This is a genomic window from Pseudomonas capeferrum (assembly GCF_013523055.1).
In the GTDB taxonomy this organism is placed as follows: Bacteria; Pseudomonadota; Gammaproteobacteria; order Pseudomonadales; family Pseudomonadaceae; genus Aquipseudomonas; species Aquipseudomonas capeferrum_A.
The window spans coordinates 108,678-130,236 of the sequence record NZ_JAAMQM010000002.1; the positions used below are offsets into that span (position 1 = coordinate 108,678).

At 60.7% G+C, this 21,559-nt stretch carries 18 protein-coding genes and 5 tRNA genes; 21 read left to right on the forward strand and 2 right to left on the reverse strand.

All coding sequences use genetic code 11. The annotated features are described in order from the left end of the window. The first annotated feature begins 33 nt into the window (after window positions 1-33). The 19 genes from G7009_RS02985 to mgtE all read left to right on the forward strand — a co-directional run bounded on the left by G7009_RS02985 (window position 34) and on the right by mgtE (window position 18,548). On the forward strand, window positions 34-723 hold the full coding sequence (locus G7009_RS02985) for an ABC transporter permease (RefSeq protein WP_181128493.1): 690 nt from the start codon (window positions 34-36) through the stop codon (window positions 721-723). Next, a complete protein-coding gene (locus G7009_RS02990; protein ID WP_181128494.1) occupies window positions 720-1,418 on the forward strand; it encodes an ABC transporter permease in 699 nt (232 codons plus the stop codon). The genes G7009_RS02985 and G7009_RS02990 overlap by 4 nt, the downstream gene beginning before the upstream one ends. A 22-nt stretch (window positions 1,419-1,440) precedes the next feature. Beyond that, window positions 1,441-2,205, forward strand: a complete 765-nt coding sequence (locus tag G7009_RS02995; RefSeq protein ID WP_181128495.1) for an ABC transporter ATP-binding protein — start codon at window positions 1,441-1,443, stop codon at window positions 2,203-2,205. A gap of 99 nt (window positions 2,206-2,304) precedes the next feature. Continuing rightward, a complete protein-coding gene (gene argR / locus G7009_RS03000) occupies window positions 2,305-3,276 on the forward strand; it encodes a transcriptional regulator ArgR (protein ID WP_181128496.1) in 972 nt (323 codons plus the stop codon). Window positions 3,277-3,812: 536 nt separating this feature from the next. Continuing rightward, window positions 3,813-5,033 carry an aspartate aminotransferase family protein gene (locus G7009_RS03005; RefSeq protein WP_181128497.1) on the forward strand — a complete coding sequence of 407 codons (1,221 nt, stop codon included), beginning with the start codon at window positions 3,813-3,815 and terminating at the stop codon, window positions 5,031-5,033. Window positions 5,034-5,162: 129 nt separating this feature from the next. After that, the gene (gene aruF / locus G7009_RS03010) at window positions 5,163-6,182 is read left to right on the forward strand and encodes an arginine/ornithine succinyltransferase subunit alpha (protein ID WP_181128498.1); all 1,020 of its coding nucleotides are present in this window, start codon (window positions 5,163-5,165) and stop codon (window positions 6,180-6,182) included. A gap of 66 nt (window positions 6,183-6,248) precedes the next feature. Continuing rightward, window positions 6,249-7,280: an arginine N-succinyltransferase gene (gene astA / locus G7009_RS03015; protein ID WP_181128499.1), complete on the forward strand. Its 1,032-nt coding sequence runs from the start codon at window positions 6,249-6,251 to the stop codon at window positions 7,278-7,280. Then, on the forward strand, window positions 7,277-8,740 hold the full coding sequence (astD, locus tag G7009_RS03020; protein ID WP_181128500.1) for a succinylglutamate-semialdehyde dehydrogenase: 1,464 nt from the start codon (window positions 7,277-7,279) through the stop codon (window positions 8,738-8,740). The genes astA and astD overlap by 4 nt, the downstream gene beginning before the upstream one ends. 22 nt (window positions 8,741-8,762) lie before the next feature. Continuing rightward, window positions 8,763-10,112, forward strand: coding sequence for an N-succinylarginine dihydrolase (gene astB, locus G7009_RS03025; protein WP_181128501.1), 1,350 nt, complete (start codon window positions 8,763-8,765; stop codon window positions 10,110-10,112). Window positions 10,113-10,126: 14 nt separating this feature from the next. Then, window positions 10,127-10,414 (forward strand): topoisomerase II, encoded by a 288-nt coding sequence (locus G7009_RS03030; RefSeq protein ID WP_181128502.1) that lies wholly within the window; start codon window positions 10,127-10,129, stop codon window positions 10,412-10,414. Window positions 10,415-10,424: 10 nt separating this feature from the next. Beyond that, a complete protein-coding gene (astE, locus tag G7009_RS03035) occupies window positions 10,425-11,432 on the forward strand; it encodes a succinylglutamate desuccinylase (protein WP_181128503.1) in 1,008 nt (335 codons plus the stop codon). Between the two features lie 402 nt (window positions 11,433-11,834). Further along, window positions 11,835-14,459 carry an alanine--tRNA ligase gene (alaS, locus tag G7009_RS03040; RefSeq protein ID WP_181128504.1) on the forward strand — a complete coding sequence of 875 codons (2,625 nt, stop codon included), beginning with the start codon at window positions 11,835-11,837 and terminating at the stop codon, window positions 14,457-14,459. A gap of 85 nt (window positions 14,460-14,544) precedes the next feature. After that, window positions 14,545-15,780, forward strand: a complete 1,236-nt coding sequence (locus tag G7009_RS03045) for an aspartate kinase (protein WP_181128505.1) — start codon at window positions 14,545-14,547, stop codon at window positions 15,778-15,780. Window positions 15,781-15,959: 179 nt separating this feature from the next. Continuing rightward, window positions 15,960-16,148, forward strand: a complete 189-nt coding sequence (gene csrA, locus G7009_RS03050) for a carbon storage regulator CsrA (protein WP_003254503.1) — start codon at window positions 15,960-15,962, stop codon at window positions 16,146-16,148. A 72-nt stretch (window positions 16,149-16,220) separates the two neighbouring features. Beyond that, window positions 16,221-16,311, forward strand: a tRNA-Ser gene (locus tag G7009_RS03055). Between the two features lie 108 nt (window positions 16,312-16,419). Next, window positions 16,420-16,496, forward strand: a tRNA-Arg gene (locus tag G7009_RS03060). A gap of 73 nt (window positions 16,497-16,569) precedes the next feature. After that, window positions 16,570-16,646 (forward strand) — tRNA-Arg (locus G7009_RS03065). Window positions 16,647-16,720: 74 nt separating this feature from the next. After that, window positions 16,721-16,797, forward strand: a tRNA-Arg gene (locus G7009_RS03070). Window positions 16,798-17,105: 308 nt separating this feature from the next. After that, the gene (gene mgtE, locus G7009_RS03075; protein WP_181128506.1) at window positions 17,106-18,548 is read left to right on the forward strand and encodes a magnesium transporter; all 1,443 of its coding nucleotides are present in this window, start codon (window positions 17,106-17,108) and stop codon (window positions 18,546-18,548) included. A 71-nt stretch (window positions 18,549-18,619) separates the two neighbouring features. On the opposite strand, the gene G7009_RS03080 is transcribed toward mgtE, so the two are convergent. Further along, the gene (locus G7009_RS03080) at window positions 18,620-18,946 is read right to left on the reverse strand and encodes an Arc family DNA-binding protein (protein WP_009681471.1); all 327 of its coding nucleotides are present in this window, start codon (window positions 18,944-18,946) and stop codon (window positions 18,620-18,622) included. A gap of 347 nt (window positions 18,947-19,293) precedes the next feature. Here G7009_RS03080 and phnN point away from each other — a divergent pair, with 347 nt between their 5' ends. Further along, the gene (phnN, locus tag G7009_RS03085; protein ID WP_181128507.1) at window positions 19,294-19,887 is read left to right on the forward strand and encodes a phosphonate metabolism protein/1,5-bisphosphokinase (PRPP-forming) PhnN; all 594 of its coding nucleotides are present in this window, start codon (window positions 19,294-19,296) and stop codon (window positions 19,885-19,887) included. A gap of 7 nt (window positions 19,888-19,894) precedes the next feature. On the opposite strand, the gene G7009_RS03090 is transcribed toward phnN, so the two are convergent. Further along, window positions 19,895-20,083, reverse strand: coding sequence for a hypothetical protein (locus tag G7009_RS03090; RefSeq protein WP_181128508.1), 189 nt, complete (start codon window positions 20,081-20,083; stop codon window positions 19,895-19,897). Between the two features lie 486 nt (window positions 20,084-20,569). Here G7009_RS03090 and G7009_RS03095 point away from each other — a divergent pair. Beyond that, window positions 20,570-20,641, forward strand: a tRNA-Arg gene (locus tag G7009_RS03095). Window positions 20,642-21,559: the final 918 nt, after the last annotated feature.

Consider the following 21,559-nt stretch of genomic DNA (forward strand, 5'->3'; position numbering starts at 1 on the left):
CCATTTTCATTTCCCAGGTCGAGGACCTCAATCATGTTGAAAGGCTACGGGGCAGTCATCCTCGATGGGGCGTGGCTGACGTTGCAGCTTGCCCTGTCGTCCATGGCCCTGGCCATCGTGCTCGGTCTGCTTGGCGTGGCCCTGCGTTTGTCGCCGGTACGCTGGCTGGCTTGGCTGGGCGATATGTATGCAACCGTCATTCGCGGCATACCGGACCTGGTCCTGATCCTGCTGATCTTCTACGGCGGCCAGGATTTGCTCAATCGTGTCGCGCCGCTGCTGGGTCATGAAGACTACATCGACCTGAACCCGCTCATGGCGGGCGTCGGTACCTTGGGCTTTATCTTCGGTGCCTATCTGTCGGAAACTTTCCGCGGTGCGTTCCTGGGTATTCCCAAGGGGCAGGCCGAGGCGGGTGCCGCCTATGGCATGAATGGTCGCCAGGTCTTCTTCCGCATCATGGTGCCGCAGATGATCCGTCTCGCGATCCCGGGCTTCACAAACAACTGGCTGGTGCTGACCAAGGCCACCGCGCTGATTTCGGTGGTCGGCCTGCAGGACATGATGTTCAAGGCCAAGCAGGCCGCGGATGCCACTCGCGAGCCGTTCACCTTTTTCCTGGCGGTCGCGGCGTTGTACCTGGTGCTGACCAGTGTCTCGCTGCTGGCGCTGCGTTACCTCGAGCGACGCTACTCGGTTGGCGTAAAGGCGGCTGAACTATGATCTTCGACTACACCGTCGTCTGGGAAGCCTTGCCGTTGTATCTCGGCGGCCTGTTGATCACGCTCAAGCTGCTGGCGATTTCGCTGTTCTTCGGCCTGCTGGCCGCCGTGCCCCTGGGGCTGATGCGGGTTTCGAAACAGCCCTTGGTCAACGCTCCGGCCTGGCTCTACACCTATGTGATCCGGGGCACGCCGATGCTGGTGCAGCTGTTCCTGATCTACTACGGGCTTGCCCAGTTCGAAGCGGTACGCGAGAGCATTGTCTGGCCCTTGCTGTCCAGCGCCACGTTCTGCGCCTGCCTGGCCTTTGCTATCAATACCAGTGCCTATACCGCCGAAATCATCGCTGGCAGCCTCAAGGCCACGCCTCATGGCGAGATCGAGGCCGCCAAGGCAATGGGCATGTCACGCATGAAGATGTACCGACGCATTCTGCTGCCGTCGGCCCTGCGCCGTGCGCTACCGCAGTACAGCAACGAAGTGATCATGATGCTGCAGACCACGAGCCTGGCCTCGATCGTCACGCTGATCGACATCACCGGGGCAGCGCGTACGGTCAATGCCCAGTACTACTTGCCTTTCGAGGCCTACATCACGGCGGGCGTGTTCTACCTGTGCCTGACCTTCATTCTGGTGCGGCTGTTCAAGATGGCCGAACGCCGCTGGCTCGGCTACCTGGCGCCGCGCAAGCACTGATCGCTCTGTGAGAACCGACAGCATGTACAAACTCCAAGTCCAAGACCTGCACAAACGCTATGGCAGCCACGAGGTGCTCAAGGGCGTCTCCCTGTCGGCCAAGGCAGGCGATGTGATCAGCATCATCGGCTCCAGCGGGTCGGGCAAGTCGACGTTCCTGCGGTGCATCAATCTGCTGGAACAGCCGCATGCCGGCAAGATCCTGCTCAACAACGAAGAGCTGAAACTGGTAACGGGCAAGGACGGGGCGATGCGCGCCGCCGATCCGCGGCAGCTGCAGCGCATGCGTTCGCGCCTGTCGATGGTGTTCCAGCATTTCAACTTGTGGGCGCACATGACGGCGTTGGAAAACATCATCGAGGCGCCTGTCCATGTGCTTGGCGTAAGCAAGAAGCAGGCGCTCGAGAAGGCCGAGTACTACCTGGCCAAGGTCGGCGTGGCCCACCGCAAGGACGCATATCCGGGGCACATGTCCGGCGGAGAGCAGCAGCGCGTGGCCATTGCGCGCGCGCTGGCGATGGAGCCGGAGGTGATGCTGTTCGACGAGCCGACCTCGGCGCTCGACCCCGAGCTGGTCGGCGACGTGCTCAAGGTAATGCAGTCCCTGGCCCAGGAAGGTCGGACCATGGTAGTGGTGACGCATGAGATGGGCTTCGCGCGCGAGGTATCCAACCAGTTGGTGTTCCTGCACAAAGGGCTGGTCGAAGAAACCGGTAATCCGCGCGAGGTGCTGGCCAATCCGCAATCGGAGCGTCTCAAGCAGTTTCTCTCTGGCAGTCTGAAGTAAAGGCTGCCGCTTCGCACCAAATTAGGGCATGCTGCGCATCGAGCGCGGTATGTCCCGGCGCTACTGACTCGAATCACTTCAGGTTTCGGACCGCACCTTATGACCACCCAGCGTATCGGATTTCTCATCTGGCCCGGCACCAAGCCGTTGACCCTGGCGCTGGCTGAGGACGTTTTGAGGGTGGCTCAGCAGGTGCACCCGGATGTCACCTACGAGCTGGTGTTCCTTCAGGCCGAAGCGCCGGAGGAGGGCGCTTGGCGGCTGCCGGGCGAGTCCTGGGTCGGACGCATGGACGGCTATCAGAAGCTGTTCCTGCTAGCCGATGAACCACCGCAGGCGGTAGGTGCCGCGTTGTCGACCGCGCTCAAGCAGCAGGCACGCAGTGGCTGCCTGATCGGGGCCCTGTCGGCGGGTGTGTATCCGCTGGCGCTGCTGGGGTTGTTGGACGGTTATCGGGCGGCGGTGCATTGGCGCTGGCAGGATGATTTTACCGAACGCTTCCCTAAGGTCATTGCCACCAGTCATCTGTTCGACTGGGACCGTGACCGGCTGACGGCTTGCGGCGGGATGGCGGTGGCTGACTTGCTGCTAGCGGTTCTGGCTCGTGATCATGGTGCCGAGCTTGCGGGTGCGGTGTCCGAGGAACTGGTGGTCGAGCGTATTCGCGAAGGCGGGGAGCGCCAGCGTATCCCGTTGCAGAATCGACTGGGGTCGAGTCACCCGAAACTCACCCAGGCCGTGCTGTTGATGGAAGCCAACATCGAAGAGCCGTTGACTACCGACGAGATCGCCCAGCATGTCTGCGTCTCGCGACGCCAGCTCGAGCGCATCTTCAAGCAGTATCTCAATCGTGTGCCGAGCCAGTATTACCTCGAGTTGCGCCTGAACAAGGCCCGGCAGATGTTGATGCAGACCAGCAAGTCGATCATCCAGATCGGGTTGTCGTGTGGTTTTTCGTCCGGGCCGCATTTCTCCAGTGCCTATCGCAACTTCTTCGGTGCCACGCCTCGGGAGGATCGCAACCAGCGGCGCAGCAACAGTCCGTTCGAGCTGAGCTCCGGGGGTGGCTGATCGGGGAAGCCAGGTGGCCGCATGTTGCTGGTGCATGTTCCTCAGAATCTTTGGCATTTGCAGGTTGAGCACCGTATCGCGGGTAGGCCCTATTTTATAAGTACGGAAAACATTCGATTTTCGAGTGCTCGAACCTGTCTTCCAGCTTTGAAGTTTGCTTGAAGCTGATGGCCTCGTCGCGGGACAAGCCCGCTCGCCACCGGTGCGCTGCGCAGTGAAGATACAGTCCAGGTGGCGAGCGGGCTTGTCCCGCGACGAGGCCATCAGTTTCAAAGAAGGCATTGATCCAATGCTCCATCGGGCTCTGTCGATATCTTCCTTGTTCACATTTATCCGCCCATCTCTCCCGCCACCCTCCCGCTGCGTTTAAACTGCGCGATTGCGACAATGTTTGTCGCATTGCCGAAAGCCTTGATAAAACAGGGTTGGCGCTGTAACAAGTTGTCGCTTGGCGACAAGGACAGGCGCCGATCAGTCCTTACAATCCCTCCATCGCTTGCCACTTCCTGGCGAGCGTTTCTCTTCAGGAGATTCAGATGTCCGTTGAGCAAGCCCCGGTGCAACGTACCGATTTCGACCAGGTCATGGTGCCCAACTATTCTCCGGCGGCCTTCATTCCCGTGCGCGGCGAGGGTTCTCGAGTGTGGGACCAGAGCGGTCGCGAACTGATCGACTTCACCGGCGGCATCGCGGTCAATGCACTGGGGCATGCTCATCCGGCATTGGTCAATGCGCTGACCGAACAGGCCAATCAGCTCTGGCATGTGTCCAACGTCTTCACCAACGAGCCGGCCCTGCGCCTGGCGCACAAGCTGGTCGACGCGACCTTCGCCGACCGGGCGTTCTTCTGCAACTCCGGCGCCGAGGCCAACGAGGCCGCCTTCAAGCTGGCGCGCCGCGTGGGTCACGATCGTTTCGGCCCGGAGAAGCATGAGATCATCGCCACCGTGAACAGCTTCCACGGTCGCACCCTGTTCACCGTCAGCGTCGGTGGCCAGCCCAAGTACTCCGATGGCTTCGGCCCGAAGATCACCGGCATCAGCCATGTCCCCTACAACGATCTCGAAGCGTTGCGCGCGCAGATCTCCGACAGGACTTGCGCCGTGGTCATCGAGCCGATCCAGGGTGAAAGCGGCGTGGTACCGGCCGATCTGGCTTACCTCGAAGGCGCGCGCCAGTTGTGCAACGAGCACAACGCGCTGTTGATCTTCGATGAGGTGCAGACCGGCGTCGGTCGCACCGGCGAGCTCTATGCCTACCAGCACTACGGTGTCACGCCGGACATCCTGACCAGCGCCAAGAGCCTGGGCGGCGGTTTCCCGATCGGTGCCATGCTGACCACCACCGAGCTGGCCAAGCACTTTGCCGTGGGCACTCACGGCACTACCTATGGCGGCAACGCGCTTGCCTGCGCCGTGGCCAATGCCGTGCTGGACGTCGTCAACACGCCTGAAGTGCTGGCCGGGGTCAAGGCCAAGCATGCGCGCTTCAAGACTCGCCTCGAGGCGATTGGCGAACGATACGGTGTATTCAGCCAGGTGCGCGGCGTCGGCCTGTTGATCGGCTGCGTCCTGACCGAGGCCTGGAAGGGCAAGGCCAAGGATATCCTCAACGCTGCCGAGCAGGAAAATGTCATGGTCCTGCAGGCCGGTCCCGATGTCGTGCGATTCGCCCCGAGCCTGGTGGTCGAAGACGCCGATATCGACGAAGGCCTGGATCGCTTCGAGCGTGCCGTGGCCAAGCTGACGCAGGGCTGATACGCCCGTGGCACCGTAGCCGGCCCTCGCGAGGGCCGGTGATTGTCGAGTTCCAGCGCGGGCGCCGCAGGTGCCCGCCGATTTTTCGTGCCGACGCCGTTGGCCTGCTTTTCCTGAAGGAGTGACACCATGCTGGTGATGCGCCCCGCGCAAATGGCTGATCTGAGTGAAGTGCAGCGACTGGCTGCGGACAGCCCCGTTGGTGTCACCTCATTGCCCGATGACGCCAGCCGTCTGGGTGACAAGATCGCCGCTTCGGAAACGTCCTTCGCCGCGGAGGTCAGTTTCAACGGCGAGGAGAGTTATTTCTTCGTACTCGAAGACAGCCAGACAGGCAAGCTCGTGGGCTGCTCGGCGATCGTCGCCTCGGCTGGCTACTCCGAGCCTTTCTACAGCTTTCGCAACGAGACCTTCGTGCATGCGTCGCGTGAGCTGAAGATCCACAACAAGATTCATGTGTTGTCGCAATGCCACGACCTGACCGGCAATAGCTTGCTGACCAGTTTCTACGTCGTGCCCGAACTGGTGAACAGCCACTGGGCGGAGCTCAATTCGCGTGGACGCCTGCTGTTCATGGCGGCGCATCCCGAGCGTTTCGCCGAGTCGGTGGTGACTGAAATCGTCGGCTACAGCGATGAACAGGGCGACTCACCGTTCTGGGATGCCATCGGCCGCAACTTCTTCGATCTCAACTACGCCGAGGCCGAGCGGCTGTGCGGGCTGAAGAGCCGGACGTTCCTGGCCGAGCTGATGCCTCATTACCCGATCTACGTCCCGCTGCTGCCGGACGCCGCGCAGGAAGCCATGGGTCAAGTGCATCCGCGCGCGCAGATCACCTTCGACATCCTGATGCGCGAAGGCTTCGAGACCGACCACTACATCGACATCTTCGACGGTGGCCCGACCTTGCATGCTCGTGTCTCGGGCATTCGCTCGATCGCCCAGAGCCGCGTGGTGCCGGTCAAGGTGGAAGAAGGCGTCGGCAAGGGCCTGCGGCCGTACCTGGTGTGCAACGGTCAATTGCAGGACTACCGCGCCGTATTGCTCGAACTGGACTGGGTACCCGGCAAGCCGGTCAGCCTGAGTCCGGAAGCCGCCGATGCCCTGGGTGTCGGTGAGGCCGGTAGTGTGCGCCTGGTCGCCGTCTGATGCCCGCGGGCGGATAGCCCAGGCCGAGTTTCGCGGCAGGCAATGGCCGCCGCCCAAGGAGAGAGCATGATCGTTCGTCCCGTACGCAGCAGCGACCTTCCCGCGCTGATCGATTTGGCACGCAGCACCGGCATGACCGGGCTGACCACCTTGCCCGCCAATGAAGCGCGCCTGGAGCACCGCGTCGGCTGGGCCGAGAAGACGTTCCGCGGCGAAGCCGAGCGAGGCGACACCGATTACCTGTTCGTCCTGGAGAACGATGAAGGCGAGGTGGTCGGTATCTCGGCCATCGCCGGTGCCGTGGGCTTGCGCGAACCCTGGTACAACTTTCGGGTCGGCCTGACCGTCAGCGCCTCGCAGGAGCTGAACATCTACCGCGAGATCCCGACCTTGTTCCTGGCCAACGACCTGACCGGCAACTCCGAGCTTTGCTCGCTGTTCCTGCGCAGCGACTGTCGCAACGGTTTCAACGGGCGGCTGCTGTCCAAGGCGCGCCTGTTGTTCATCGCCGAGTTTGCCGAGCTGTTCGGCAACAAGGTCATTGCCGAGATGCGTGGCATATCCGATGCCGATGGCCGCTCGCCTTTCTGGGAAAGCCTCGGACGGCATTTCTTCAAGATGGAATTCAGCCAGGCCGACTACCTGACCGGCGTGGGCAACAAGTCGTTCATCGCCGAGCTGATGCCCAAGTTTCCGCTTTACACCTGTTTCCTTTCCGAAGCCGCGCGCGGCGTGATCGGCCGGGTCCACGGCGACACCGAGCCAGCCCTGGCCATGCTCAAGGGCGAGGGTTTCAGCTACCAAGGCTATGTCGACATCTTCGACGCGGGCCCTTCGATCGAGTGTGAGACCGCGCGCATCCGCGCGGTGAACGAGAGCCAGACCCTGGTGCTGGCCATCGGTACGCCAGGTGACGACGCGACCCCGTATATCATTCACAACCGCAAGCGCGAGGACTGCCGCATCGCCGCAGCACCCGCACGCCTGGCGGCCGGTACACTGGTGGTCGATCCTGCGACCGCCAGGCGCCTGCGCCTGAGTGCCGGTGACAATGTGCGCGCCGTGCCGCTGTCCCCTAGCAGGGAGACCAGGCAATGACGACGCATTTCATCGATGGAACGTGGCATACGGGGCAGGGCGAGGCCTTCTCATCGCTCGATCCGGTGACCCAGGCCGTGCTCTGGGAAGGGCAGGGCGCCACCGCGGAGCAGGTCGACAGCGCCGTGCAGGCCGCGCGCCAAGCTTTCCCGGCCTGGGCGCAGATCGGCTTGGAAGGACGTATCAGCGTGCTCGAGGCCTTCGCAGAGAAGCTCAAGGCGAACGCCGATGCGTTGGCCCACTGCATTGGCCAGGAAACGGGTAAGCCGCTGTGGGAGTCGGCCACGGAGGTGACCAGCATGGTCAACAAGGTGGCGATCTCGGTACAAGGCTATCGTGAACGCACCGGGGAAAAGAGCGGCCCGCTGGCTGACGCCACGGCAGTCCTGCGACACAAGCCTCACGGCGTGGTGGCGGTGTTCGGTCCCTACAACTTTCCCGGCCACCTGCCCAATGGGCATATCGTCCCGGCCTTGCTGGCGGGCAATTGCGTGATCTTCAAGCCCAGTGAGCTGACGCCCAGGGTGGCCGAACTCACGGTCAAGTGCTGGATCGAGGCGGGGCTCCCCGCCGGAGTGTTGAACCTGGTGCAGGGCGCGCGGGACACTGGGGTCGCACTGGCGGCCAATCCTGGGATCGATGGGCTGTTCTTCACCGGCTCCAGCCATACCGGCAATCTCCTGCACCAGCAGTTCGCAGGTCGCCCGGACAAGATCCTGGCCCTCGAGATGGGCGGCAACAACCCCTTGGTGGTGGATGAGGTGCAGGACCTGGATGCGGCGGTCTATACCATCGTCCAGTCGGCCTTCATTTCCGCCGGTCAACGTTGCACCTGTGCCCGGCGCCTGCTGGTCCCGCAAGGCAGCTGGGGCGATACGCTGCTGGCGCGTCTGGTCGAGGTGTGCAGAGGCATCAGTGTAGGGGCGTTCGACCAGCAGCCCGCGCCCTTCATGGGCTCGGTGATTTCCCTGGCGGCCGCCGAGGCGCTGCTTCAGGCTCAGAGCGACTTGCTGGCCAAAGGCGCCACGGCGCTGCTGTCCATGACTCAGCCGCGTCCCGGCACCGCCTTGCTGACACCCGGCATCATTGATGTCAGTGACGTGGCCGCGCGCGTGGATGAGGAATTCTTCGGGCCCCTGCTGCAAGTGGTGCGCTATGGCGATTTCGATGCCGCGATCAGGGAGGCCAACGACACTCGCTACGGCCTGGCGGCCGGTCTGCTCTCGGACTCCGCCGAGCGCTATCAGGACTTCTGGCTGCGCAGTCGCGCCGGCATCGTCAACTGGAACAAGCAATTGACCGGTGCCGCCAGCAGCGCGCCGTTCGGTGGTGTCGGCGCCAGTGGCAACCATCGCGCCAGCGCCTACTACGCGGCGGATTATTGCGCCTATCCCGTGGCTTCGCTGGAAACCGCCCACCTGGCCCTGCCGGCAACCCTGACGCCGGGCGTCACTCTATAACAACCGGTCTGGGAGCTAGCCGATGAAATCCTATGAAGTGAATTTTGATGGTCTGGTCGGGCCGACCCACAACTACGGCGGCCTGTCCTACGGCAACGTGGCTTCGCAAAGTAACAGCCAGCAGGCGTCCAATCCGCGTGAGGCTGCTCGCCAAGGGCTGGCGAAGATGAAGGCGCTGATGGACATGGGCTTCAAGCAGGGCGTGCTGGCCCCGCAGGAGCGCCCGGACGTGGCGGCCCTCCGTCGCCTGGGGTTCGGCGGCAGCGACCAAGAGGTGATCGAGCGCGCGGCGAAAGAGTCGATGCCGTTGTTGGTCGCCAGCTGTTCGGCGTCGAGCATGTGGGTAGCCAACGCAGCGACCGTCAGCCCCGGCGCCGACACCGCTGACGGCCGCGTGCACTTCACCGCGGCCAACCTCAATTGCAAATACCACCGCAGTATCGAGCACCCGACCACCAGCCGTGTACTGGGCGCAATGTTCGCCGACGACAGGCATTTCGCCCATCATGCGGCCCTGCCAGCGGTGGCGCAGTTCGGCGACGAGGGTGCGGCGAATCACACCCGTTTCTGCCGCGAGTACGGGGCGCCGGGTGTGGAGTTCTTCGTCTACGGACGCAGCGCGTTCGACAGCCGCTTTCCTGCACCGCAAAAGTATCCTGCGCGCCAGACCCTCGAAGCGTCCCAGGCCGTGGCGCGCCTGCATGGGCTGAGCGAGGAGGGCGTGGTCTACGCTCAACAGAACCCGGCGGTGATCGACCAGGGCGTGTTCCACAACGATGTGATTTCGGTGGGCAATGGCGAAGTCCTGTTCTATCACGAGGATGCCTTCCTCGACACCGACAGGGTGCTTGCCGAGTTGCAGGCCAAGCTGGCCGGCAAGGGCGGTCGCCTGCAGGCGATTCAGGTACCGCGTGCGGCGGTCACGGTGGAGGATGCGGTGCGCTCCTACCTGTTCAACAGTCAGTTGCTCAGCCGCGATGACGGTTCCATGCTGCTGGTGGTACCGGAAGAGTGCCGCAATAACGAGCGAGTCTGGGCCTATCTGGGACAACTGACCGGCCAGGGTGGCCCGGTGCGAGAGGTGAAAGTGTTCGACCTCAAGCAGAGCATGCAGAACGGCGGTGGCCCGGCGTGCCTGCGGTTGCGCGTGGCCCTGAACGAATCCGAACTAGCGGCGGTCAACCCAGGGGTTATCATGACGCCGCCGCTCTACGACAGCCTCGTGCAGTGGGTCGACCGGCATTATCGCGACCGCATGAGCGATGCCGATCTGGTCGACCCGCAATTGCTGAACGAATGTCGTGCGGCACTGGATGAATTGACCCGGATCCTCCATCTGGGCTCGGTCTATCCGTTCCAACGCCAACCTTGAAGAGAGAATGTGAAATGTCCGATGCCCTGCAGCTGATCCTTGAAGACGACGACGGTACTCAACTGGAAACCTCCTGCACGCGTTTTGCCGTGGTCTGGCAAGGCAAGGAAGTCTGGATCCAGCAGGATGGCCGAGGCCAGTTGCTGATCGGCGTCGACGTCGACGAAGGCGACAGCGAATACGCCAACCTGCTGCTGCGCCCGATGGCCACCAACCTGGTCAGCCTGCAGCTGGAAATGGAGCCCGCCGACGTGGAGGATGACGACCACGTGCACGGCCCTGATTGCGGTCACCAACACTAAGGAATCGCCCATGCTCGCCCTCGGCAAACTGCTTGACCTGACCCTGGCTGATCACGAACCGGCCGAGAAGACGCAAGTGACGACCGGGGGTGTACGATTGCGTTGGCTGGGGGCGGGAGCGTTGGAAGTGCGCCCTTCCGAAAGCTGCGACAACGGCCTGGACCTGCTGCTGTCGGCGGGCATCCACGGCAACGAGACCGCGCCCATCGAGTTGCTGGACGAGTTGCTGCATGGTGTGGCGCGCGGCGACATCAAGCCGCGTGCCAGGGTGCTGTTCCTGTTCGGCAATCCTATGGCGATCCGCAAGGGCGAGCGCTACGTCGAGCAGGACATCAACCGTCTGTTCAATGGCCGTCACGATCTTTCCAGCGGAGCGGAAGCCTTGCGCGCGGGCGAGCTCGAGCAGTTTGCCCGCGTCTTCTTCAGCGTGCCGGGTCGGACCCGCCTGCATTACGACCTGCATACCGCCATCCGCGGCTCGAAAATCGAGCAGTTCGCGCTGTACCCGTACAAGGAAGGCCGCCAGCACTCGCGTCGTGAACTGGCCCGCCTGCGCGCGGCTGGCATGGAGGCCGTGCTGCTGCAGAGCAAGTCATCCATCACCTTCAGTGCCTTCACCTACGAACAGCTCGAGGCTGAAGCCTTCACCCTGGAGCTGGGCAAGGCCCGGCCTTTTGGGCAGAACGAACAGGTCAGCCTCGATCGCTTGCAGACGCGACTGCGGCAGATCATCGAAGGCAACGAGCCCGATACGGATGATTCGCTCGACGGCCTGCAGTTGTTCAGCGTGGCGCGCGAAATCATCAAGCACAGCGACAATTTCCACCTGCATCTCCCGGCGGATATCGAGAACTTCTCCGAGTTGAGCAAGGGTTACCTGCTGGCCGAAGACCTGGCCGAGATGCGCTGGGTCGTCGAGGAGGAGGGCACGCGGATCATTTTCCCCAATCCCCGAGTGAAGAATGGGTTGCGGGCGGGGATCCTGGTCGTTCCGGATGCGGGTCAGGGGTTGGGGTGATCGACCGATCAAGCCGGGCATCCGGTCGAAGGTTTACCCTGATGCCTGGCAACGCGGGCCTCTCGATCAGGCCTTGATGGTTACGAACTCATATCGTTTCAGTGCCCGCCGAGCTTGCCGATTGCAACGCTATCTCCCACGCTGAGTAACGGTTCATCCGTCTTCCCCTCTCTTTCCTCTCTTATTGACGGTAATTGGCTTGCCAGTGCGCAAAGCCGGGCTTTAGCATCGCCAATAACGCTGTTTTCGCATTCATTCGCCTGGCAAGCCGTCGATTGAATGGCTTTGCGACGTATAAACACACTGCACCGAGATTGCAGGACCGATATAATGCGGCCCTTTGCCGTCCTTACGTCAGTTCGACGTACATGCTCAAGGGCCGCCGTTTCCGTGGAAGAACCTATGAAAAGCGCAGAAATCCGTGAAGCCTTCCTTCGCTTCTTCGAAGAGCAGGGCCATACCCGAGTTGCCTCCAGCTCCCTGATCCCGGGCAATGACCCGACGCTGCTGTTTACCAACGCAGGCATGAACCAGTTCAAGGACTGCTTCCTGGGTCAGGAAAAGCGCGCTTATACCCGTGCCGTCAGCAGCCAGAAATGCGTACGCGCTGGCGGCAAGCACAACGACCTGGAAAACGTCGGCTATACCGCGCGTCACCATACCTTCTTCGAAATGCTGGGCAACTTCAGCTTCGGCGACTATTTCAAGCGCGACGCGATCACCTTCGCCTGGACGTTCCTGACCTCCGAACACTGGCTGAACCTGCCCAAGGAAAAGCTCTGGGTCACCGTCTACGAAAGTGATGACGAAGCCTACGAGATCTGGACCCGGGAAATCGGCGTTCCCGCCGAGCGCATGGTGCGCATCGGCGACAACAAGGGCGCGCCCTACGCTTCCGACAACTTCTGGACCATGGGCGATACCGGCCCGTGTGGCCCTTGCACCGAGATCTTCTTCGACCACGGCGCCGATATCTGGGGTGGCCCGCCCGGCTCGCCGGAAGAAGACGGCGATCGTTACATCGAGATCTGGAACAACGTCTTCATGCAGTTCAACCGCACCGCCGACGGCGTCCTGCACCCGCTGCCCGCCCCGTCGGTGGACACCGGCATGGGCCTGGAGCGCATCAGTGCCGTGATGCAGCACGTGAAGTCGAACTACGACATCGACCTGTTCCAGAGCCTGCTTGCCGCGGCCGCGCAGGCCATCGGTTGCAGCAATGATGGCCAGCCCTCGCTGAAAGTGGTGGCCGACCATATCCGCTCTTGCGGCTTCCTGATCGCCGACGGCGTACTGCCTTCCAACGAAGGCCGCGGCTACGTGCTGCGTCGCATCATTCGTCGCGCCTGCCGCCACGGTAACAAGCTGGGCGCCAGGGGCAGCTTCTTCCATCGGATCGTCGCGGCGCTGGTGAGCGAGATGGGTGTGGCGTTCCCCGAGCTGACCCAGCAGCAGGCGCACATCGAGCGTGTCCTCAAGACCGAGGAGGAGCAGTTCGCCAAGACCCTGGAGCAGGGTCTGCGTATCCTCGAACAGGACCTGGCCCAGCTGCAGGGCGAGGTCGTTCCGGGCGATGTGGTGTTCAAGCTCTACGATACCTACGGTTTCCCGATGGACCTGACCGCCGATATCGCCCGTGAGCGCAGCCTGACCATCGACGAGGCAGGCTTCGAGCGCGAGATGGATGCCCAGCGCGAGCGCGCCCGCTCCGCCAGTGCCTTCGGCATGGACTACAACAGCCTGGTCAAGGTCGACGTCGCCACCGAGTTCCTGGGCTATGCCGCGAACGACGGCGACGCGACCGTGGTCGCCCTGTACAAGGATGGCCAGTCGGTGCGGCAATTGGCCGAAGGCGAGGAGGGCGTGGTCATCCTGGACCGCACGCCGTTCTATGCCGAGTCCGGTGGCCAGATCGGCGATTGCGGCTACCTCCAGGCGTCCGTCGCGCGCTTTGACGTACGTGATACCACCAAGACCGGCGGCGCTTTCCTGCATCACGGCGTAGTCACCGGTGGCAGCCTCGAAGTCGGTGCCTCGGTGCAAACCCGCGTCGATGCCGACGTCCAGCAGGCCACCGCGTTGAACCATTCGGCGACCCACCTGTTGCACGCTGCGCTGCGCCAGGTATTGGGCGATCACGTCCAGCAGAAGGGTTCGTTGGTCGACAGCCAGCGTCTGCGCTTCGACTTCAGCCATTTCGAGGCGATCAAGCCAGAGCAGATCAAGGCCCTCGAAGAGATCGTCAACCGCGAAGTGCGCAAGAACACCCCGGTCGAGATCGAGGAGACCGATGTCGAGACGGCCAAGCGCAAGGGCGCCATGGCGCTGTTCGGCGAGAAGTACGGTGATACCGTTCGCGTACTGACCATGGGCGGCGATTTCTCGGTCGAGCTGTGCGGTGGTATCCATGCCAAGCGCACCGGCGACATCAGCGTCTTCAAGATCATCAGCGAGAGCGGCGTGGCCTCCGGCGTGCGCCGCATCGAAGCGGTCACTGGTGCCGCCGCGCTGGCTTACCTGAACGCTGCCGAGGAGCAGGTCAAGGAAGCCGCGCAACTGGTCAAGGGCAACCGTGACAACCTCATCGACAAGCTGTCGGCGGTGCTCGAGCGCAACCGTCAGTTGGAGAAGCAGCTCGAGCAGCTGCAAGCCAAGGCCGCCAGCGCCGCAGGGGACGATCTCTCCAGTGCCGCCGTGGAGGTCAAGGGTGCCAAGGTCCTGGCGGCTCGTCTGGACGGGCAGGACGGCAAGGCCCTGTTGGCTCTGGTCGATCAGTTGAAGAACAAGCTCGGCCAAGCAGTGATCCTGCTCGGCAGCGAGCATGAGGGCAAGGTCGTGCTGGTTGCCGGCGTGACCAAGGACCTCTCCGGCCAACTCAAGGCTGGCGATCTGATGAAGCAAGCCGCCGCGGCGGTGGGCGGCAAGGGCGGTGGTCGTCCGGACATGGCTCAGGGCGGAGGCGTCGACGTCGCCGCGCTGGACAGTGCCCTGGCCCTCGCAGTGCCGTTCGCCGAGCAAGGCCTTTGAAGTGAGCGCGGCCCGCCGTTCCTGGCGGGCCGCGGCATGATGGATTGTTTATTGGGTGCCCTTCGTGGGCTGAGGCAGCTTTGAAATGGCGTTGATCGTACAGAAATTTGGCGGTACCTCTGTCGGTTCCATCGAGCGGATCGAGCAGGTTGCCGACAAGGTCAAGAAATTCCGCGACGCAGGCGATGACCTGGTGGTCGTGCTGTCGGCCATGAGCGGAGAAACCAATCGCCTGATCGACTTGGCCAGGCAGGTGAGCGATCAACCGGCTCCACGCGAGCTGGACGTGATCGTCTCGACCGGCGAGCAGGTGACCATCGCCCTGCTGGCCATGGCATTGATCAAGCGGGGCGTGCCGGCGGTGTCCTATACCGGCAACCAGGTGCGCATCCTTACCGACAGCTCGCACAACAAGGCGCGCATCCTGCAGATCGACGACCAGAAGATCCGCGCCGATCTGAAGGCCGGGCGCGTCGTGGTCGTGGCGGGTTTCCAGGGCGTCGACGAGCACGGCAGCATCACCACGCTCGGTCGTGGCGGCTCCGACACCACCGGCGTCGCGCTGGCCGCGGCCCTGAAGGCCGACGAATGCCAGATCTACACCGATGTGGACGGCGTCTACACCACCGACCCGCGGGTAGTGGCGCAAGCGCGTCGTCTGGAAAAGATCACCTTCGAGGAAATGCTGGAAATGGCCAGCCTCGGCTCCAAGGTGTTGCAGATCCGCTCGGTCGAATTCGCCGGCAAGTACAACGTCCCGCTGCGCGTGCTGCACAGCTTCAAGGAGGGTCCAGGTACCCTCATTACCATCGATGAAGAGGAATCCATGGAACAGCCGATCATTTCCGGTATCGCCTTCAACCGTGATGAGGCCAAGCTGACCATTCGCGGCGTACCGGACAATCCGGGTGTCGCCTTCAAGATCCTCGGCCCGATCAGTGCCTCGAACATCGAAGTCGACATGATCGTGCAGAATGTCGCGCACGATAACACCACGGACTTCACCTTCACCGTTCACCGCAACGAGTACGAGAAGGCACAGAGCGTCCTGGAAAACACGGCTCGCGAGATCGGTGCGCGTGAAGTCATTGGCGATACCAAGATCGCCAAGGTCTCCATCGTCGGTGTCGGCATGCGCTCGCACGCCGGCGTTGCCAGCCAGATGTTCGAAGCCTTGGCCAAGGAAAGCATCAATATCCAGATGATCTCCACCTCGGAGATCAAGGTGTCGGTGGTCATCGAAGAGAAGTACCTCGAACTGGCGGTACGTGCGCTGCACACGGCTTTCGAGCTGGATGCCCCCGTACGACAGAGTGAGTGAAACACTGCCTTGAGGGGCGCGGCTTGCCGCGCCCTTCGCGTTTCTGGCTTTCACGCGCGATCCTGTCCTTTCGTGCGCGAGAGCCGATACGGGGCTGCTTCGGATCTTCCTGATGGAAAATAGGCGTGGCCCCTGCCGTAAAGACTGTTATCCCTGAATGATTGTGTAAGGAGAAAGCTATGTTGATTCTGACTCGTCGGTGCGCCGAGAGCCTGATCATTGGCGACGGTGAGATCACCGTGACTGTGCTGGGCGTCAAAGGAAACCAGGTGCGTATCGGTGTCAGCGCCCCTAAGGAAGTGGCGGTTCACCGCGAGGAAATCTACCTGCGGATCAAGAAAGAGAAAGACGAAGAACCAAGCCTTTAATTTTTATCGATTTTTTTTCACAAAAGGGTTTGCAAACGGGGAGAGGTCTGGTTATTATACGCCCCGTGTTGCGGTGAGGTGGCCGAGTGGCCGAAGGCGCTCCCCTGCTAAGGGAGTATACCTCATAAGGGTATCGGGGGTTCGAATCCCCCCTTCACCGCCATTATTCGTGTAGGGCGCTTCTAACTGGCTGGGTTGCTTAAGTCGTTGAAATTAAACGAAAAAGTACTTGGCAAATCGGTAAAGCGAACTATAATGCGCGGCAAGACATGGACTCATAGCTCAGCTGGATAGAGTACTCGGCTACGAACCGAGCGGTCGCAGGTTCGAATCCTGCTGAGTCCACCATATAATAAGCCTGGTTCTTCATCGAGGCAGGCTTGTTTAAACCAGTGGTAACCTGGTCTAAAATTACCAAACTGGACTCATAGCTCAGCTGGATAGAGTACTCGGCTACGAACCGAGCGGTCGCAGGTTCGAATCCTGCTGAGTCCACCATACAATAAGCCTGGTTCGTTTATCGAAGCAGGTTTGTTTCAACCAGTGGTAGCCTGGTCTAAAAATACCAAACTGGACTCATAGCTCAGCTGGATAGAGTACTCGGCTACGAACCGAGCGGTCGCAGGTTCGAATCCTGCTGAGTCCACCATATACCAAGAAGCCCGCTTTCATAGCGGGCTTTTTGCTGTCTGGAGCATTACCTTTTCTTTAGCGTTCGCCGTCGCACGCACGGCTTCGAGCGTTGTCATAGCTTTCTCTCGCAAGCGATTGTTCTGGCCAAAAATTTAAGCGATCACGCCGCCAAGGCAGTGTATGATTGCGCCCGTCAGCCCCGCCGGGGCTTGTGGAATGCCACCATGGACTTACCCAGTAGTTACTCAATAGCCCGATTTGTTCAGCAGAATCTGACCGATTGATTCTCCCGGCGTGCTCCGCTGCTGGGAGTGGAGTTCGCCTATGACCGAAGTCGAAGTAAAGAAAGCGCCTGAAAGCCTGCAGGATCGCCTGGCCCAGGTGATCGACCTGCTGCAACGCCAGCGGGTGGTCGAGGACCTGACGCACCGTCAGGAAGGCCACCACCATGACTTGGTGGAGAACCTGGTCCATCGGCAGAACCTGGTCGAGCTGCAACGCAAGCTCGATGACCTGCACCCCGCCGACATCGCCTACATCCTCGAAGCACTGCCGCTGGACGACCGCCTGACGGTCTGGCAGTTGGTGCGCTCCGAGCGTGACGGCGACATCCTCCTCGAAGTATCCGACTCGGTTCGGGAAAACCTGATCGCCGACATGGACGATCACGAGCTGCTCGCCGCCGCCAAGGAGATGGACGCCGACGAGCTGGCCGACCTGGCGCCCGAGCTGCCGCGTGATGTCGTCCACGAGCTGATGGAAAGCCTCGACGCGCAACAGCGTGAGCGTGTGCGATCGGCCTTGAGCTACGACGAGGATCAGGTCGGCGCGCTGATGGACTTCGAGATGGTCACCATCCGCGAAGATGTCAGCCTGGAAGTGGTATTGCGCTACCTGCGTCGGCTGAAGGAGCTGCCTGGCCATACCGACAAGCTGTTCGTGGTCGATTCCGACGGTGTCCTCAAGGGCGTGCTACCGATCAAGCGTTTGCTGGTCAACGATCCGGAGAAGCAGGTTTCCGAAGTCATGGCCAGCGATCCGGTGAGCTTCCATCCCGATGAAGATGCCTATGATGCGGCTCAGGCGTTCGAGCGTTATGACCTGGTATCGGCGCCGGTGGTCGACAAGAAAGATCGCCTCATCGGCCGTCTGACCATCGATGAAATGGTCGACTTGATTCGTGAGGAAAGCGAGAGCGAAGTGCTTAACATGGCCGGCCTGCGCGAAGAGGAAGACATCTTCGCCTCGGTCTGGCGCTCGCTGCGCAACCGCTGGGCCTGGCTGGCCATCAACCTCATCACCGCATTCCTGGCTTCCCGTGTCATTGGCCTGTTCGAGGGCTCGATCGAAAAACTGGTCGCACTGGCCGCCTTGATGCCTATCGTGGCGGGTATCGGCGGCAACTCGGGCAATCAGACCATCACCATGATCGTCCGAGCCATGGCTCTGGACCAGGTAAGCCCTGGCAATACCTCGCGTCTGATGCGCAAGGAGCTGGCGGTTTCCCTGCTCAACGGCTTGATCTGGGGCGGCGTGATAGGAGTGGTGGCGTTCTTGCTGTATGACAGCTGGTCATTGGGAGTGGTCATGACGGCCGCCATGACCCTGAACCTGCTGCTGGCTGCCTTGATGGGGGTGTTGATCCCCATGACGCTGATGCGCCTGGGGCGCGACCCGGCAATGGGCGCAAGCGTAATGATCACTGCAGTGACCGACAGTGGTGGGTTCTTCATCTTCCTGGGGCTGGCCACCATCTTCCTGCTCTGACCGAGCCTAGCGATCGAACATGAAAAAGCCAGCTTTCGCTGGCTTTTTCAATACAGGCAAGCAGTCAGCAATCAGGAGGCGTCAGCCGCCATTTCCGCGTCATGAGCGATCAGTGCCACCAAGGCATTCTGCTGACGGTGGGAAAGCTGACGGAAGCGTTGCAACAGTTCGCGTTCATGCAGTGACAGCTCCGGGCTGTCGAGGCGCATGCTCAGTTCATCGCCAAGAGCTCCTTCCTGGATAAGGCTCTGCTCCAGACGGGCGATGATTTCGGAGTTCATGCTGCGGTGATGGTTGCGCGCAACCTCGGCAATGCGCTCACGCATTCCGTCTGGCAGGCGGACGACGAATTTGTCAGCAGTGCGGCTCGAATAGATAGCCTGTTTCATTGGGCGCATATAATTGACCGGTTTTTCTGGTTCAGGGGAAGCGGTTCGCAAAATTGGCCGCACGGTGCGAATACGACCGTAACGACGACAAAATGTTCAACCGTGACTGGAATTAAGGTGTTCATCTTGCCTCAGGATCGTCGATTCCTTGGCGTCAAATCTGTGACAAATAGTGATCCCGCTGCAGGCTTATTGCCAGTACCAATCATCAGAAATGAGTACTGGTTTGAAAAGTTTATCGCTCGTACGGCTCTACGGATCATCAGCCCTTTGCCGTCAAAAACCGGTAACGGTCAACAAAGCTCAGGAAAAACGCCTAGAATGCGCAGGTTTCCTTGATACAGAGCATAGTGGCTATGCAGCATGACGCAAGTGAGAATCGTAACGGCCTTCATGCAGGCAGGCTGATTTATCTTGTCGGGCCTTCCGGCTCGGGTAAGGATTCCCTGATCGAGGCCGCGCGCACCCAGTTGGCTGCCCATGACATTCGTATTGCCCGGCGTGTGATTACACGGTCGGCGGAGGCTTTGGGTGAGCACGCGCATGGCGTCAGCATTGGGCGTTTCGAGCATCTTCTAAGAGAGGGTGCCTTCTCCATGCACTGGCGAGCCAATGGTCTGGCTTACGGCATTCCAGTCGGGATCGATGGATGGTTGAACGCCGGGCATCATGTTCTGGTCAATGGTTCGCGGGGTTATCTGCCTGAAGCCTGTCTACGTTATCCACGGCTTTTGGCGATATGCCTCGAAGTGGCACCCGAGGTTCTACGAAGGCGTCTGGAGGAAAGAGGCCGGGAAAGCCCGGAGGAGATCGAAGGACGCATGAGCCGAAACGCGCGATTGCAAGGCGAGAACGGCTTAGGCGTACGTACACTCGATAATTCTGGAGCGCTTCAGGAAACGGTCAGGGCATTGCTTGGTCTGTTACGTGAAGAGGCGGTAATTGCCTAGACGGCGTCTAGAAGGCAATTCGCTGTGATGTTTCGGAGTGCATCCGCGCCTGATCGGATCCCATGACGGCTTGCTGCGCTTGCAGGTTAGGCGCGTATTTGGCGAGATGGCCTGCCGAGGTAGAAAAATCACTTACACCGAGGGTCACGACGGCACCCAGGACCAGGGCGTTCAACAGGAGCAGAAAGCTGTTCATGATGTGTTCCTCGATCAAGGAAGGGATATCGATACTCAAGCAGGTGTCGTGCCAGACATGCAAAGGAAATATTACCACTTAAATCAATGAGTTAGGCTTTATTTTCAGGGTAGGGCCATGCACTTTGCATTTTGCACGGTCTATTTTCATGCATTTTGCCCGCTAGCCCGCGCGATGGAATTCATCCTACGGGCAAAAAGCCCGATTCAAACATGACAAAAGGCAGCTCGGTGGGTAACATGCTCGCCGTCCTCACCGCGCAGCGCTCGCTGTCGGTTCAAAGGTCTCAGTAGCTCAATTGGATAGAGCATCCCCCCTAAGGGGAAGGTTGCAGGTTCTTATCTGGGGTGGGGCACAGTCTCCGAATGAGGCTGGCAGTCCTGCCTGACTGGCCTAGAGATCTGCAAGGGTGGAATGCCCAAGGGGAGTGGAATGAGGGTAACCCTTTTCTAAATCCCTGGTTTTGCGTAAGATATGCCGCTTGATGTCTCCTTAGTTTAACGGATAGAACAAGCCCCTCCTAAGGGCTAGATGCTGGTTCGATTCCAGCAGGGGACGCATTCTTCATCAGCCCACCTCCCTCCTTTTCCAGTGCCTGGCTCGCGGATTTTCTGTGCCTTCCGCATCCGATTTCTCTTAGTTTGAATGTGGTAGACCCAGCTACAATCCTTCCAAAGCACAGCCCCTCTGCCTCTCGAAAAACAGATCATCTGATTAGCCGGACGCGACTCCCAGCAGTCCATTCTTTAGCTGGCAATTTCCTCAAATCATCCTAGGTACCGCAGGAAGTAGGGCGGTTCGCTTGATGAATAGGCTGACGCTAAAGCAAGCACTCTACGGCCTCGCTGGCTGATAAACCTCCGCGCTTACATGCAAGAAGAAAATCCTGGTCAAGCATCGCCTGGTCGTCAGCGAACAACCCGTGAAATTGAGCGACTATGTCCGGACGCGGACGCCCATCGGTTGGATAGGCGCTCGTAGAATCACCTAGAGAGATATCTTCCTTGGCCCGTTTTAGAAGAGACAACCAAAGCCCATAGGGGACGGTCGTACGGTTCTCGTGTCGGCAACGGTATGAGAGTATCCGAAGCAGCTCAGGAGCTCGACTAATACAGACCTCACACACGACGCGTAGCGCCCCAAACGGAGCGTCACTCATTCCGATGACGGAGCTGTGACGCAGTCTAGGTATGGATTGATAGGATTCGTCGATGTTGACCGGATGCTCGTAAGCGTACTGCAAGGCCAGAGCACCGAAGCGTTCGGTACCAAGAGACCTAGCGAGGCGCTCGATAGCTTCGAGCTCGTGAAGGTTGTCCTGTGTTAAAGCTATCAATTCCTCACACCCCTCCTGTAGCTAACGACGCCATCTGTTGGTCAGATACGTCAGCAAACATTAATCTTATCCTCATGCAGCCAACGTAGTTAATGCATTCGAACTGAAAGGCGAGCGGAACGCGCAAGCCGCATGGCTGC